Below are 14,847 nucleotides of genomic sequence, written 5' to 3' on the forward strand. Positions count from 1 at the left end.
CATGGAGACTGAAGAGCTGCCGCAGATCATTCCGGGAGCCAAGGACAAAGGTCCGAACATCGTCTCCTTCGGGGGCGGTCACGGTCTCTACTCCGCCCTGCGCGCATTCCGTCTGCTCACTGAATCGCTGACCGCTGTCGTCACCGTCGCCGATGACGGCGGGTCGTCGGGACGACTGCGCGATGAACTCGGAGGACTGCCTCCTGGTGACCTGCGCATGGCCTTGGCCGCCCTGTGCGATGACGGCATCTGGGGCCAGACCTGGCGCGATGTGATCCAGCATCGCTTCGACTCCGACGGTGAGCTCAGCGGACATGCGGTGGGCAACCTGCTCATCGCTGCGCTGTGGCAGATCCACGGTGACCATGTGGCCGGGCTCGACTGGATGGCCAAGCTCCTGCGTGCCCATGGTCGCGTCTTGCCGATGTCGTCCATTCCGTTGACGATCGAGGCCGACGTCAAGTTTCCCGGCTCCTTCCAGGTCGTCCGCGGCCAGTCCGTTCTCGCTTCGACGGCCGGTCATGTCGAGACCGTGCGCCTCGACCCGCCTGTTCCTCCGGCCCGCCAGGAGACGATCGAGGCCGTCGCCGAAGCCGATGTGCTCAACCTCGGTCCCGGCTCCTGGTACACATCGGTGATGCCGCACCTGCTCGTGCCCTCGCTGGCGAGAGCCATCGAAGAGTCCTCCGCGGTGAAGTCCCTCACGTTGAACCTCAGCTCGAGCGACGGTGAGACCAAGGACCTCAGCCTCGGAGAGCACCTCGTCTCGCTGCACAAGCATGCACCTGCCCTCGAGCTCGACTACGTCCTCGTCGACGAGGCGGCGACTAGCGTGGAGCCTGATCTGGAACAGCGCGCGCGGGACATGTTCAACGCCAAATTGTGGGTCCGTCCGCTGCGTTCGCGGCGGGCAGGACAGCATGACAGTCTCAAGCTCGCGGCGTGTTACCGTGACATGTTGGTGGACGCCGGGATCGGCGTGGACGAGCAGTGGTAGGAACTTCAGTTGCAGGAGGGCGAACAATGGCACTGACCGCTCAGGTCAAGGATGAGTTGGCACGGGTCAAGATCACCCGCACCTCAGCTCGCAAGGCCGAAGTGTCAGCGATCTTCCGCTTCTCCTCCGCGCTCCACCTCGTCAACGGATCCATCGTGCTCGAAGCTGAACTCGACACCGCCCAGGCCGCCAAACGGCTGCGCAGCGAGATCAAAGACCTCTACGGCCAGTACGCCGACATCGTCGTCATCAATGCCGCCGGAATCCGCCGTTCCAACCGTTATCTGCTGCGCGTAACCCGCGACGGGGGAGCCTTGGCCCGCCAGACGGGTCTCGTCGACAATCGCGGACGTCCGGTCCGCGGTCTGCCTTCGGCCATCGTCAACGGTTCGGTCGCCGACGCCGAAGCCGCCTGGCGCGGAGCCTTCCTCGCCCACGGTTCGCTGACCGAACCCGGACGCTCCTCAGCCCTGGAAGTCACCTGCCCCGGACCCGAGGCGGCACTGGCGCTCGTCGGTGCAGCACGCCGGTTGGGTCTGAGCGCGAAGGCCCGTGAAGTCAGAGGAGTCGACCGTGTCGTCATCCGCGACGGCGACGACATCGCAGCCCTGCTCACCCGCATGGGCTCACACAGCGCCGTCCTCGTCTGGGAGGAACGTCGTATGCGCCGTGAGGTCCGCGCCACCGCGAACCGTCTGGCCAACTTCGACGACGCCAACCTGCGCCGCTCGGCCCGAGCCGCCGTCGCCGCCGGAGCCCGGGTGGAGAGGGCGTTGGAGATCCTCGGTCCCGAGGTCCCCGAGCACCTGCGCTACGCGGGACAGCTGCGCGTGACCCACAAACAGGCGTCACTGGAGGAGCTCGGACAGCTAGCCGACCCGCCGATGACCAAGGACGCGGTGGCCGGTCGCATTCGCCGTCTCCTGTCGACGGCCGACAAACATGCCGAGGAACTGGGAATTCCCGGCACCGAAGCAAGCCTGACCCCGGAAATGCTCGAAGATCGCTAAGATCGAGGCATGAGACGAATCGCCATCAACGGCTTCGGCCGTATCGGTCGAGCCCTGTACCGACTGTCCCTCGAACCCACATCCGATCTCGAAGTCGTCGCCGTCAATGACCTCACCGACACTGCGACTCTCGCGCATCTGCTTGCCTATGACTCCGTATGGCCGCGGTTCGAACACACCGTGGACGCGGGGGAGGACTCCCTGACGGTCGACGGCAGGACCATCGCTGTGCTCAGCGAGGCCGATCCCGCAAAGATCGACTGGTCGGCCCACGACGTCGAACTCGTCGTCGAATCCACCGGCAGGTTCACCCGACGCGATCAGGCCGAGGTCCACCTCGGGGGATCTGTGAAGACCGTCGTCCTGTCCGCTCCGGGCAAGGACGTCGACGCGACGTTCGTCATGGGCGTCAACGAAGCCGACTTCGATCCCGCTGCGCACACCGTCGTCTCGAACGCCTCGTGCACGACGAACTGCATGGCCACGGTCGTCAAGGCCGTCGACGATGCGATCGGCGTCGAAACCGGGCTGCTCAACACCGTTCACGCCTACACTGGCGACCAGATGCTCGTCGACGGCCCCCACCGCGATCTGCGACGGGCCCGAGCAGCCGCGATCAACATCGTCCCGACGACGACCGGAGCTGCGCGCACCGTCGGCAAAGTCATGCCGCACTTGGCAGGCAAACTCGACGGACTGGCAGTGCGCGTCCCCGTCCCTGCCGGGTCGATCATCGACTTCACCTTCACTCCGAAGCGCACCGCGACGACCGAAGAGGTCAACGAGATCCTCTCGAAAGCCGCTGACGCGTCGCCGTACCTCGAATACAGCACTGCACCCCTGGTCTCGACGGACATCGTCGGCACCACCGCCTCGGCGATCGTCGATTCCCAGCTCACGATGGCACTTGGGTCTCAGGTCAAGATCGTTGCCTGGTACGACAACGAATGGGGTTACACCAACCGACTCAAGGACATGGTCAGCTACATCCTCCGGGAAAGGGACAAATGAGGACTTTCGACGACCCGCAGATCTTCGCCCACCACACGGTTCTCGTCCGCAGCGACCTCAACGTGCCGATGGACGAGGGCACGATCACCGATCCTGGACGCATCCTCGCGTCTGCGACCACGATCCGAACCCTCGCCGAGGCGGGGGCCAAGGTGATTGTCATGTCTCACCTGGGGCGGCCCAAAGGCGAACCCGATCCGACGTTCTCCCTGAAACCGCTCGTCCCCGAACTCGCCGAGGCGATCGGCAGGGACGTGACGTTTGCGACCGATACGGTCGGTGAGGATGCGAAGGCGAAGGCGGCGGACCTCGCGGATGGCCAGGTCCTGCTGCTCGAGAACCTTCGCTTCAATCCGGGCGAGACCTCGAAGGACGATTCCGAGCGTCAGGCGTTTGCTGCACAGTTGGCGGGCCTCGCCGACGACTTCGTCTCCGACGGATTCGGCGTCGTCCACCGCAAGCAGGCCTCCGTCTTCGACATCGCCGCTCTGCTTCCGCACTATGCCGGGTCTCTCGTCCGAGCCGAAGTCGAGGTCAGCAATCGTCTGCTCAACTCACCGCAGTCGCCGTTCACCGTCGTCCTCGGCGGTTCGAAGGTCTCCGACAAACTCGGCGTCATCGACAACCTCATCGAGAGGGCCGACAATCTGCTCATCGGCGGCGGAATGGTATTCACATTCCTCGCAGCGCTCGGGCACGACATCGGTTCGAGCCTCGTAGAGAAGGACCGGATCGACGACGTCAAAGGGTACCTCGAGCGTTCAGAACGCGGCGGAGCGAGCATCGTCCTGCCCACTGACATCGTCATGGCCGCCTCATTCGCGCCCGACGCCGAGAACTGGGTGCGCCCGATCGCCGATCTCGAATCGACACCGGCCGGTGCCGACGGGCTCGGACTCGACATCGGCCCGGACTCCGCCGTGGCCTACGCGAAAGTCATCGCCGACTCGACCACGGTGTTCTGGAACGGCCCCATGGGCGTCTTCGAGTTCCAGGCATTCGCTGCAGGGACGAAGGCTGTCGCAGCAGCACTGACGAACGGTTCGAACGACGACACTGGCGACTCCGGCACTTCGGAGCGCAATGATCGGCTGACTGTCGTCGGCGGCGGGGACTCGGCTGCTGCAGTGCGCACACTGGGATTCTCCGACGATCAGTTTGGCCACATCTCCACCGGCGGTGGCGCCAGCCTCGAATACCTCGAGGGCAAGACGCTGCCCGGACTCGAAGCACTCGCGTGAGGAAGAAGACGACAATGAGCGACCGCACCCTGCTCCTGGCCGGCAACTGGAAGATGAACCACGACCATCTCGAGGCGATATCCACCGTGCAAAAGCTCGCCTGGGCCCTCGAGGACGCCAAGCTCGACGAGTCTCAGTGTGAAGTCGTCGTGATCCCGCCGTTCACCGACATCCGTTCGGTGCAGACGCTCATCCAGGGTGACAAACTGTGGCTGCGCTACGGAGCCCAGGACGTCTCCCGTCACGCACCCGGTGCCCACACTGGTGAGATCGCAGCGTCGTTCCTGTCGCGCCTCGGCTGCACCTACGTCGTCGTCGGCCACAGCGAACGCCGGGCTGACAACCACGAGACGAATGACCTCGTCGCCGCCAAGATCAAGGCGGCGCTGGCCCAGGAGATCACACCCATCCTGTGCATCGGCGAGTCCCTCGAACAGCGTCAGGAGAAGACCCACGTGGACTTCACCCTGAATCAGCTGGACGAATCACTGGCAGGTTTCGACGCCGCAGCCCTCGAAGGCATCGTCATCGCCTACGAACCCGTCTGGGCCATCGGCACGGGGGAGACCGCCACCGCCGCAGACGCCGCAGAGATGGCAACAGCGATCCGTGCACGCCTCGACGAGAAGTACGGCTCGCCACTGGCTGCATCGACGCGGATCCTCTACGGTGGTTCGGTGAAGACCGACAACGTCGCCGAGATCCTGGGATCCGATGACGTCGACGGAGCTCTCGTGGGTGGAGCCAGCTTGAGCGGGCCCGACTTCGCCGCTTTGTGCAAGGCCGCCGTCGCGAAGTAGACTGATCACCAAATCCTCTGACGAAAATTAGGTTGACCTCGACGTGGAAATTCTTGAAATAGTTCTGATCGCGCTGCTCGTCATCACGAGCATCTTCCTGACCCTGCTGATCCTCATGCACAAGGGCAAGGGCGGAGGCATGTCGGACATGTTCGGCGGCGGTATGTCGTCATCCCTGGGATCGTCAGGTGTCGCAGAGCGCAACCTCAACCGATTCACCACGCTGATGGCCGTCGTGTGGGGCGCCTGCATCATTCTGCTGGGCCTCATCACCCGTTTCAACGCCTGAGTCAGCAGTACTCTCTGTCGGCTGAAACGCTCCGTTCAGTGCCTGAGATATTCAACGCCTGACCCGGAGCAGGTGAGGACTTCACTGTTCACGACGAAGGACCCCAACCATTCGGTTGGGGTCCTTCGTCGTTGCCTCTGCGGTAGCCGTATCGAGTGACGGCCGCCGACTCAAGTGACATCCGCTGGCTTGAGTGACATTTACTGCCCGTTGACGGCCGCTGCCCGTTGACGGCCGGCATGGGTCGGCGTCAGGCGGTATCGTGCATCGGCGTCAGGCAGTATCGTGCATCAGTGTCAGTCGACACCGAAGTGGTGCTGAGGTCGAACGGCTGAGACTGCCTGGCGCAGCTGTTCGAGTCCCCGGCTGCGATCGAGCAGGTGGACCCTGAGGACCGGTCGGCCCCGCTCCATCAGCGCTGAGGCATCGCCGAATGCCTGCGCCCGCGCGAGCTCGGTGAACCCGTACGAGCGTCCTGGGACCAGCAGATCCGTACGCGGTTCCGCCGTGATCTGCAGGAACACCCCGTTGGGGTGTCCGCCCTTGTGATACTGACCGGTCGAGTGCAGGTACCGAGGGCCGAACCCGAACGTGGTCTGCACCCCGGCATGCTGGGAGACGAGCGCGCGAAGGTCCTCAGCATCCGCCTCGGCGAGGCGATCGAGGAAGGCCTGCACGCCGACGTAGCCGTACTCGTCGACCTGGGCGAAGAGCTCTGTGATGGCACCGACGAGATCGGTGGCTTCTTCGAACTCGCCGAACACCTCGATCTGACCTTCGCGGAAGGTCGGCGGGGAGGAGTTGGTCGAGGCACCGCTGGCCAGCGCCTGCTTCGCGTTCTGCTTCGCGGACTCGACATCGGGCTGGTCGAAGGGATCGACGCCGATGCTGTATCCGGCGATGGCCGTGGCGAACTCCCAGAACAGGAAGAGTTCGCCGAGGCTGCCGTCGACCTCCGCATTGAATTCCGACGGTGCGTCGTACTCGGACTCAGGACCGAGGGTGCACAGCAGAGCGTCGGCGCGGGCATCGGAGAACCCGATGTCTGCGGGTCCGTCGACGACGACGGGCAGGATGCCCTGTCCGTCTTTGCCGAGTGATTCTGCCACCAGCTGTTCGACCCAGCGTCGCAGTCCTCTGAGCGCCGGCGTCGTCTCTGCGAGGACGAGCTTCTCGGTCGCCCGAGCATGGCCGATGCCCAGCCAGGTGCCAAAGCGCAGGGCCGGGTTGTCTGCTGAGTCGGAGACGAACTCATCCCTGACGGCAGCAGCCGAATCGATGATCGCGCGAACGTCGACTCCGGCGAGTCCGGCCGGCACAAGGCCGAAGGCCGACAGTGCACTGTACCGGCCGCCCACTGCTTCGTCCCCGTGGAACGTGGCCAGGAAGCCCTGTTCTGCGGCGAGGGAGTCGAGTTCGGTGCCGGGATCGGTGATCGCGATCATCCGCGACGCCGGGTCGATGTCGACCGCTTCGAATGCGGCGGCGAACGCGCGCCTGATCGCGTCGGTCTCGATCGTCGTTCCCGATTTGGAGGCGACGACAAGGACGGTGTGGGACAGATCAGTGCCGATCGCCTCGGCGACCTGATTCGGATCGGTGGAGTCGACGACCTCGAGATCCACACCGGCCGCGAGCGCCATGACCTCGGGAGCCAGCGATGAGCCGCCCATTCCTGTCAGACTGATCGACCGCAGTCCCTGTGACTCGAGTCGTGAGCGCAGAGCCTCGATCTCGTCGATGAGCTTCGCAGCGCGGTCGGGCAGGTCGACCCAGCCCATGCGCTTCTCACTCACCTCCTCGTCGGAGTACAGGGAGTCATCGCGCTCGGACAGGCGGGAAGGGACACGCGAGTCGATGAGACGGCCCACCTCGGCGTCGAAGTCTTCGACGGCGGGAATGCTCAGCTGCAGTCTCATGACTGGTCCAACGCCGTACGGATCGTGTCCTGAAGCTCCGCCCAGCTGACGTCGAACTTCTCCAGACCCTGTGTCTCCAACACGGTCATCACCTCCGCATAGTCGATTCCCAGTCGTGCCAATCGATCGAAGACCTCGTCCGCGGCCCGGTAGTCGTCGGCTGAGATCTCCGTGGTCACCTCGCCGTGGTCGGCGAAAGCGGCCATCGTGGGCTCGGGCATCGTGTTCACGGTGTTGTCCGCGACGAGACCCGAGACATACATGGTGTCCGCGTACTCAGGGTTCTTCACTCCGGTCGAGGCCCACAGCAGACGCTGCGGCTTCGCTCCGGCGAGTTCGAGGACCCGGAATCGCTCGGACGTGAACAGCTGCGAGTGGATCTCATGGGCGAGAACGCAGTTCGCGATGCCCGCCTGCCCCTTGAGCGAGGCTGCAGCGGGATCGTCGAGCGCGTCGAGACGGCCGTCGATCTCACTGTCCACACGGGAGACGAAGATCGAGGCGACCGAACGGATGCGGTTGAGGTCGTGTCCGGCTGCTCGGGCCTTCTCGAGTCCCTGCAGGAAAGCCTCGACAACGTGCCGGTAACGGGTGAGTGAGAACACGAGCGTGACGTTGACGCTGATGCCGGCTGCGATGGTCTCGGAGATGGCCCGCAGTCCCGCCTCGGTGGCGGGGATCTTGATCATCGCGTTCGGTTCGCCCACACGTTCCCACAAGGTGCGGGCCGCCGCTGCGGTGCCTTCGGCGTCGTGGGCCAGCGGGGGAGCCACCTCGATGGAGACTCGTCCGTCGTCGCCGTTCGTGGAGTCGAAGACAGGACGGAACAGGCGTGCGGCAGCGGCCACATCGGCCGTGGTCAGCGCCTCGATGGCCTCATCGGCTGAGGCACCGCCGGCGCCGAGTTCGGACACCGCGGATGCGTAGCTGTCCGAACCCGCGATCGCGTTCGCGAAGATCGTCGGATTCGTCGTCACACCGGTGACGTACGAGGACTCGATGAGACGGGCCAGGTCGCCCGACTCGAGGCGGTTCCGCGACAGATCGTCGAGCCAAATCGAGACGCCGTGCTCGCTGAGGGCCTTGAGATTGCTGCTCATGCGTCCGCCTTCGCAGCCGCGATCGACTCTTTGGCAGCCGAGACGACGGCAGCCGGAGTGATCCCGAACTTCTCGTAGAGGGTGGCGTAGTCGGCCGAAGCGCCGAAGTGCTCGATCGAGACGGCACGCCCGGCATCGCCGAGGTACTTGTGCCAGCTCATCGCCGAGGCTGCCTCGATGCTCACGCGAGCCCGCAGGGTCCGGGGGAGGACCGACTTACGGTAATCGTCCGGCTGGGCGTCGAACCATTCCTGGCAGGGCATGGAGATGACGCGAGCCGCGGTGCCCGAGGCCTGCAGCTCGTCGGCAGCGGCGATTGCGATGGCGACTTCCGAACCGCTGGCGAGGATGGCGACCTCTGGATCATCGGCGGTGTCGTGGAGGACGTAGCCGCCACGAGCCGCTTCAGAAGCGGGTGCGTATTTCTCACGGTCGAGGACCGGAACGGCCTGTCGGGTGAGAACGATGCCGCTGGGGCCATCGGTGCGGTCGAGGATCTTGCGCCACACGACGGAGGTCTCGTTGGCATCGGCCGGGCGCACCAGGTCGAGTCCCGGAATCGCGCGCAGTGCAGAGAGATGTTCGATCGGCTGATGGGTGGGTCCGTCTTCGCCCAGGCCGATCGAGTCGTGCGTCCACACGAAGATGTTCGGCACCTGCTGCAGTGCGGCCAGGCGGATGGCGGGGCGCTGGTAGTCGCTGAAGACGAGGAAGGTGCCGCTGTAGGGGCGGGTGCCGCCGTGCAGTGCGATGCCGTTGCCGATGAGCCCTGCAGAGAACTCGCGGACGCCGAAGTGGATGTTGCGGCCGTATTCGTTGCCGGAGAAGGCATCTGTCGAGCGGTGCTCGGGTAGGAAGCTCGGCTCACCCTTGATCAAAGTGTTGTTCGATCCGGCGAGGTCGGCTGAACCGCCCCACAGCTCCGGCATGGTGCCGGCGATGGCATTGAGGACCTGACCAGAAGCGGCGCGGGTGGCGATGCCCTTCTCGCTGGCATCGAAAACGGGGAACTCATTGTCGAGACCGGCAGGCAGCTCACGCTTGGCCAGACGGTCGAAGAGCTCGGCGTTGGCCGGGTTGGCCTCGCGCCAGGCAGCGAAGGACTCGTTCCATTCGATGTGTGCGCTGCGACCGCGGTCGAGGGCCGAGCGGGTGTGGTTGAGCACCTCTGCGGGGACGGCGAAGGTCTCATCCGGGTCGAAGCCGAGGACTTCCTTGGTGGCCTTGATCTCGTCATCGCCGAGAGCCGAGCCGTGCGACCCGCCGGTGTTCTGCTTGTTGGGTGCCGGCCAGGCGATGATCGTCGAAAGACGGATGAAGGAGGGACGGGAATCCGCACGGGCGGCTTCGACGGCCGCATGGAACGCGTCCATGTCCTCGTTGTACTCGTCTCCGGCGCGGAAGTCGACATGCTGCACATGCCAGCCGTAGGCGGCGTAGCGTGCTGCCGTGTCCTCGCCGAAGGCGATCGCGGTGTCGTCCTCGATCGAGATGCGGTTGTCGTCCCAGATGACGATGAGGTTCGACAGCTCCTGGGTTCCGGCCAACGAGGAGGCCTCGCCTGAGACACCCTCTTCGAGGTCGCCGTCGGAGGCCAGCACCACGATCGAATGGTCGAAGGGAGAGGTGCCCGGTGCAGCTTCGGGGTCGAAGAGGCCGCGTTCGCGGCGGGAGGCCATGGCCATTCCCACTGCCGAGGCGAGGCCGGAGCCGAGCGGACCGGTCGTGATCTCGACGCCTGCGGTGTGGCCCACCTCTGGGTGTCCGGGAGTCAGCGAGCCCCAGGTGCGCAATGCCTTGAGGTCATCGAGTTCGAGACCGAAACCGGCCAGGTAGAGCTGCACGTACTGGGTCAGCGAGCTGTGCCCGCAGGAGAGAACGAAGCGATCGCGTCCGACCCAGGTGGGATCGGCAGGATCGTGCTTGAGCCCGTACTGGTAGAGGTAGTGCGCTACCGGAGCCAGGCTCATCGCGGTTCCAGGGTGGCCGTGTCCGGCCTTCTGGACCGCGTCGGCGGCGAGCAGACGGGCGGTGTCGACAGCGCGAGCGTCGAGTTCTGTCCAGGACAGGGAATTCATGTCTTCGAGCGATCCTTCGTTCGTCGTAGAAGCGTGCACTCAAACTCTACCGTGCCGCCCTCGAAACGATAAGGAGCCAGCGCACACCGGACACGGCACTGTCTGCGAAACGCCTCAACGCCGACTGGCAAAATATTCGACAGGAGGTAGAATCGGGTCCGTGAGTGAACTTCGTCAGAACCAGGGCACGCAGAGTGAACGTCCTCTGCAGAGGGCAATCGACGAGGAGCGACTCTCAAAACGACCGCGATCGAAGATCGGTGCCTACATCGCGCTGACCAAACCGCGGGTCATCGAACTCCTCCTGGTCACGACCGCCCCTGTGATGTTCCTCGCCGCCCACGGCATGCCGAACATCTGGCTCGTCATCAACACGCTCATCGGCGGTGCAGCCGCTGCTGCCTCCGCCTCGGTCTTCAACTGCTATGTCGATCGTGACATCGACGCGAAGATGGAACGGACCAAGCACCGTCCGCTGGTCACCGGCGAGATCACGCCGCGCGCCGCGCTCATCTTCGCCTTCGCTCTGGGCCTGGGCTCGATCTTCTGGCTCGGCGGCTTCACCAACTGGGTGACCGCCGGCCTCACCGCCTGCGCGATCCTCCTCTACGCAGTCTTCTACACCCTCATCCTCAAGCGCCGCACCTCGCAGAACATCGTGTGGGGCGGAGCTGCGGGCTGCATGCCCGTGCTCATCGGCTGGTCGGCGGTCACCGGGGGACTCTCGTGGGAGCCGCTCGTCCTCTTCCTCGTCGTCTTCTTCTGGACGCCGCCGCACTACTGGCCGTTGGCGATCAAGTACAAGGCCGACTACGACGCCGCTGAGGTCCCGATGCTGCCGTCGAAGGTGCCGCCGACGAACGTCGGCCGCCAGATGATCGCCTACACGTGGGCCATGGTGGCCTGCTCGCTGGCGCTTATCCCACTGGCTCCGATGGGCCCCGTCTACACGACCGTGGCCGTCCTCGCCGGGGCCTGGTTCCTCTGGTCCTGCTACGCCCTGGTCTCCCGTGCGAAGAAGGGCAAGAGCGGCACCTCACTGCGTGCCATGAAGGTCTTCCACGGCTCGATCACTTACCTGTCGCTGCTCTTCCTGGCAGTCGCGATCGACCCGTTCATCCCCGGCTTCTGGTGAACTGAACCGTTCCCGGGCTATAGCGAACTGAACCGTTCCTGGCACCGGCGCGCTGAACCGTTCCCCGTCACTGGTGAACGGAACCGTTCCCCGTCACTGGTGAACGGAACCGTTCCTGGGCTATGGCGAACTGAACCGTTCCCGGCTGTGGTGATCAGCCGGCGTTGACGAGATCGTCGATGACGATTTTCTTCATCCCCATCAGCGCCTTCACCTGAGCTTCTCCGCTCATCAGCTCGCCGAGGTTGGCCGGCAGGATCTGCCAGCTGATCCCGTACTTATCCTTGAGCCACCCGCACCGTTCATGGTCGGGAGAGGCCGAGAGCGACGTCCAATAGTGGTCGATCTCGGCCTGATCTGCGCATGAGACGGTCAGAGAGATCGCCTCGTTGAACTGGAACATGGGGCCTCCATCGAGGCAGATGAAGCGACTCCCGTTGAGTTCGAAGATCCCGTTGATGACCTTTCCGCTCATCCCCGCGTAATGGGGATCCAGCGATTCATCGGGGTAGCGTTCGACGGAGACGATGCGCGAGTTCGGGAAGATCTCGCAGTAGAAGGCCATGGCCTCCTCGGCGTGGTCAGCGAACCACAGGCACGGCGTGATCGGTGTTGGCATGAGTGCTCCTCGGGTATGCGCTGTCGAGGACGGCAACGCTTGCCGCGATCGTAGCCGAGAGTCCGATCATATGGAACGCCACGAGCACGATCGGCACTCCGGTGAAGTACTGGATGTAGCCGATGAGGCCCTGCGCGAGCTCGATGATGAGGAGCACAATCAGCGGCTTGACCATGACGTTGTGCTTCTTGCGGGCGATGACGAGTGAGGTGATGGTCGCGATGATGAGGAGCCACACAGGGAAAGCGTGCGCGCGGGTGATCCATACGTTGTCCAGACCGTTGCGCGTCGACATCGTCGAACCAGAGTGCGGTCCTGCACCGGTTGTGAGGACGCCGAAGAGCACGACGATCGCGGTCAGCGCGAGGATGATCCAGCCCAGCGCCGGCAGTGGGGATGGAGCCTTGTCGCCGGTGCGCACGCCCGTGTCATAGGTGCGGCGAACGAAGTACGCGGCGACGCCGACGGCGATGGCCGAGGGAACGAAGTGTCCGGCGACAACCCAGGGGTTCAGCTTCGTCCACACGGTGATGCCGCCGACGATGGCCTGGACTGGCACGATGGCCAGCAGCCCGAGGTTGAGCCAGAACAGATCGGGGCGCTGCTTCCGCGACTTCCAGAGCAGAAGCAGGATGATGACGCCGAGGATGGCCAATGCGACCGCCAGAGTGCGGTTGCCGAATTCGATGAGGCCGTGAATGCCCATCTCGGGCGTGGTCACGAGGGAATCGGGGGTGCATTTCGGCCAGTCCGTGCAGCCGAGGCCAGACCCGGTGAGACGGACGATTCCGCCGCTCAGGATGATTCCACCCTGCGCAATGAGCATGGCCCAGGCAGCGACGCGGATCTTTGTAGTGACCATTTCTCTCCTCATTCGAATCGGAACCACCTGCGTGCGGCAAGCGTTCCCAGCAGCCCCCATACGAGGAGCACGATCAATGCTTTGACGTCGAAGCCCGCTCCGCCGACGGCCGCGCGCATCGCGTCACCGAGGGCTCCGGAGGGCAGGTATCCGACGACGGTGCCCCACTCTCCAGGGTGGGCAAGCACGAGCCCGCCAACCCCCGCCATGAGCACCCAGATGAGGTTGGCCCCGGCCAGAGTCGCCTCGGCGCGGACCGTTCCCGCCATGAGCAAGCCTAGAGACAGGAGTGCTGCGGTGCCAAGAAGCGTGGTCAGGACCAGCGCCAGAGGGTCGACGGGTCCCCTGAAGCCGAGTCCCAGCGCGATCGCGAAGGCCAGTGCGAACTGGATGATGACCACGGCGATGACGGCACCGAGCTTGCCGAAGATCAGCCCGTTGGTTCCTAGCGGCGTCGTGGCCAGCTGTCGCAGAACGCCGTAGCGGCGGTCGAAGGCGGTGGCGATGGCCTGCCCGGTGAAGGCCGTCGATGCCAGGCACAGACTCAGCGCACCTGGCAGTGCCACGGTGAGAGGATCCTCTCCGGCGGAGATGGTGCCCAGGGCGGAGAGCAGGGGAGTCTTCGCGAGGAAGACGAGCATCCCCAGCGGGAGGATGAGCGAGAGCAGGAGCTGTTCGCCGTTGCGCAGAACCGAAAGCGTCTCGAATCTGATCTGGGCCGTGATGCGGCGAGTTCTCATCGCAGGGGCCTTCCGGTGAGATCGAAGAACACGTCGGCCAGTGACTGCGAGGCCATGTCGATGTCCGTGATCGCCAGTCCGGCGTCGGCCACGGCCGCGCACAGACCCGCGATCTGCGTGCTCTCGAGTTCGCCGGTGATGACGAAGGTCGTTCCCTTCGCCGAGGTGGGGGCGATGGCGTTCATGCGGGTGAGCAGTGACGAGTTCCCTGGGTCGAGTGAAGCCGTCGCCGCTGCCGACGCGGGTCGCGCCACAGTGATCACGAGCCGGCGGCCCTCGGGCGACGCGTTGCGCAGGTCTTCGGGGGCACCTTGGGCGATGATGCGTCCTCGGTCGATGACGACGATCTCATCGGCCAGCTCCTCCGCCTCGGCGAGGTCGTGGGTTGTCAGTACGACGCTGACGTCGCGCGCGGCCAGGTCGCGGATGAAGGTGTGAACGACCTCGCGGGCGCGGGGATCGAGACCGGCGCAGGGCTCGTCGAGGAAGACCAGGCGCGGCCTGCCGATCAGCGCAGCGGCCAGGGCCACGCGCTGCTTCTGCCCGCCGGAGAGTCGACGGATCGTGCGTGAGGAGAATTCGTGGAGGCCCAACGGTTCGGCGAGTTCGTCGACGCTGAGCGGATTCGGGTAGAGAGCGGCAAGGTGTCGCAGGATGGCCAGCGGCTTGGCACTCATCGGCAGACCGCCGTCCTGGAGCATCACACCGGCGAGAACCGAGGTCTGCTCATGGTCGCGGTGCGGGTCGAGGCCGAAGATCTCGATGGAACCGGCATCGGGGCGCCTGGTGCCGACGGCCAGAGAGATCGTCGTCGACTTGCCGGCGCCGTTGGGCCCGAGTACACCGAGGATCGATCCGGTGGACGCTTCGAGGTCGATTCCGTCGACGACGTGGTGTGCGCCGTACGAGTAGTGGAGACCACGAATGGTGAGGGCCGATTCATACACAAAACCATTCTACGACGCGTCGAATCCGGGCAGAGTTAGGCTCACCTAGTTTTACGAAACAAATTACGCAACATTATTGTTGTCTTAGTCAAGGAGGTG

At 64.7% G+C, this 14,847-nt stretch carries 14 protein-coding genes; 7 read left to right on the forward strand and 7 right to left on the reverse strand.

The features are described from left to right. Position 1: 1 nt before the first annotated feature. From yvcK to secG, 6 genes are read left to right on the forward strand one after another with little or no spacing between them, the layout of a single operon-like run. A complete protein-coding gene (yvcK, locus tag MPN20_RS03160; RefSeq protein ID WP_242779427.1) occupies positions 2-997 on the forward strand; it encodes a uridine diphosphate-N-acetylglucosamine-binding protein YvcK in 996 nt (331 codons plus the stop codon). Positions 998-1,023: 26 nt separating this feature from the next. Then, positions 1,024-2,007: a DNA-binding protein WhiA gene (whiA, locus tag MPN20_RS03165; RefSeq protein WP_242779430.1), complete on the forward strand. Its 984-nt coding sequence runs from the start codon at positions 1,024-1,026 to the stop codon at positions 2,005-2,007. A 9-nt stretch (positions 2,008-2,016) separates the two neighbouring features. Continuing rightward, positions 2,017-3,018: a type I glyceraldehyde-3-phosphate dehydrogenase gene (gap, locus tag MPN20_RS03170; RefSeq protein WP_242779433.1), complete on the forward strand. Its 1,002-nt coding sequence runs from the start codon at positions 2,017-2,019 to the stop codon at positions 3,016-3,018. After that, the gene (locus MPN20_RS03175) at positions 3,015-4,259 is read left to right on the forward strand and encodes a phosphoglycerate kinase (RefSeq protein ID WP_242779436.1); all 1,245 of its coding nucleotides are present in this window, start codon (positions 3,015-3,017) and stop codon (positions 4,257-4,259) included. The genes gap and MPN20_RS03175 overlap by 4 nt, the downstream gene beginning before the upstream one ends. Before the next feature lie 14 nt (positions 4,260-4,273). After that, positions 4,274-5,059, forward strand: a complete 786-nt coding sequence (tpiA, locus tag MPN20_RS03180) for a triose-phosphate isomerase (RefSeq protein ID WP_242779439.1) — start codon at positions 4,274-4,276, stop codon at positions 5,057-5,059. A 43-nt stretch (positions 5,060-5,102) separates the two neighbouring features. Further along, positions 5,103-5,348 carry a preprotein translocase subunit SecG gene (gene secG, locus MPN20_RS03185; protein WP_242779442.1) on the forward strand — a complete coding sequence of 82 codons (246 nt, stop codon included), beginning with the start codon at positions 5,103-5,105 and terminating at the stop codon, positions 5,346-5,348. 296 nt (positions 5,349-5,644) lie between these two features. Here secG and MPN20_RS03190 read toward each other — a convergent pair whose 3' ends face one another. Genes MPN20_RS03190 through tkt form a run of 3 tightly spaced genes read right to left on the reverse strand, consistent with a single transcriptional unit; the run spans position 5,645 to position 10,445 of the window. Continuing rightward, complete coding sequence (locus tag MPN20_RS03190) at positions 5,645-7,267, reverse strand: glucose-6-phosphate isomerase (protein ID WP_242779445.1); 1,623 nt, start codon at positions 7,265-7,267, stop codon at positions 5,645-5,647. Then, on the reverse strand, positions 7,264-8,367 hold the full coding sequence (gene tal, locus MPN20_RS03195; RefSeq protein ID WP_242779448.1) for a transaldolase: 1,104 nt from the start codon (positions 8,365-8,367) through the stop codon (positions 7,264-7,266). The genes MPN20_RS03190 and tal overlap by 4 nt, the downstream gene beginning before the upstream one ends. After that, positions 8,364-10,445: a transketolase gene (tkt, locus tag MPN20_RS03200; protein ID WP_242779451.1), complete on the reverse strand. Its 2,082-nt coding sequence runs from the start codon at positions 10,443-10,445 to the stop codon at positions 8,364-8,366. The genes tal and tkt overlap by 4 nt, the downstream gene beginning before the upstream one ends. Before the next feature lie 160 nt (positions 10,446-10,605). On the opposite strand from tkt, the gene MPN20_RS03205 reads away from it, so the two are divergent. Further along, positions 10,606-11,580 (forward strand): heme o synthase, encoded by a 975-nt coding sequence (locus tag MPN20_RS03205; RefSeq protein WP_242779454.1) that lies wholly within the window; start codon positions 10,606-10,608, stop codon positions 11,578-11,580. Between the two features lie 154 nt (positions 11,581-11,734). Here the strand turns inward: MPN20_RS03205 and MPN20_RS03210 are convergent, their stop codons facing one another. From MPN20_RS03210 to MPN20_RS03225, 4 genes are read right to left on the reverse strand one after another with little or no spacing between them, the layout of a single operon-like run. Further along, the gene (locus MPN20_RS03210; RefSeq protein ID WP_242779457.1) at positions 11,735-12,199 is read right to left on the reverse strand and encodes a VOC family protein; all 465 of its coding nucleotides are present in this window, start codon (positions 12,197-12,199) and stop codon (positions 11,735-11,737) included. Further along, entirely contained in the window at positions 12,162-13,061 is a 900-nt protein-coding gene (locus MPN20_RS03215; RefSeq protein ID WP_242779460.1) for a COX15/CtaA family protein, read from the reverse strand. The genes MPN20_RS03210 and MPN20_RS03215 overlap by 38 nt, the downstream gene beginning before the upstream one ends. 8 nt (positions 13,062-13,069) lie before the next feature. Further along, the gene (locus tag MPN20_RS03220; RefSeq protein ID WP_242779463.1) at positions 13,070-13,801 is read right to left on the reverse strand and encodes an ABC transporter permease; all 732 of its coding nucleotides are present in this window, start codon (positions 13,799-13,801) and stop codon (positions 13,070-13,072) included. Further along, positions 13,798-14,748 carry an ABC transporter ATP-binding protein gene (locus tag MPN20_RS03225; RefSeq protein WP_242779466.1) on the reverse strand — a complete coding sequence of 317 codons (951 nt, stop codon included), beginning with the start codon at positions 14,746-14,748 and terminating at the stop codon, positions 13,798-13,800. Before MPN20_RS03225 ends, MPN20_RS03220 begins: the two co-directional genes overlap by 4 nt. Positions 14,749-14,847: the final 99 nt, after the last annotated feature.

It is taken from the genome of Brevibacterium sp. ZH18 (assembly GCF_022748595.1).
In the GTDB taxonomy this organism is placed as follows: Bacteria; Actinomycetota; Actinomycetes; order Actinomycetales; family Brevibacteriaceae; genus Brevibacterium.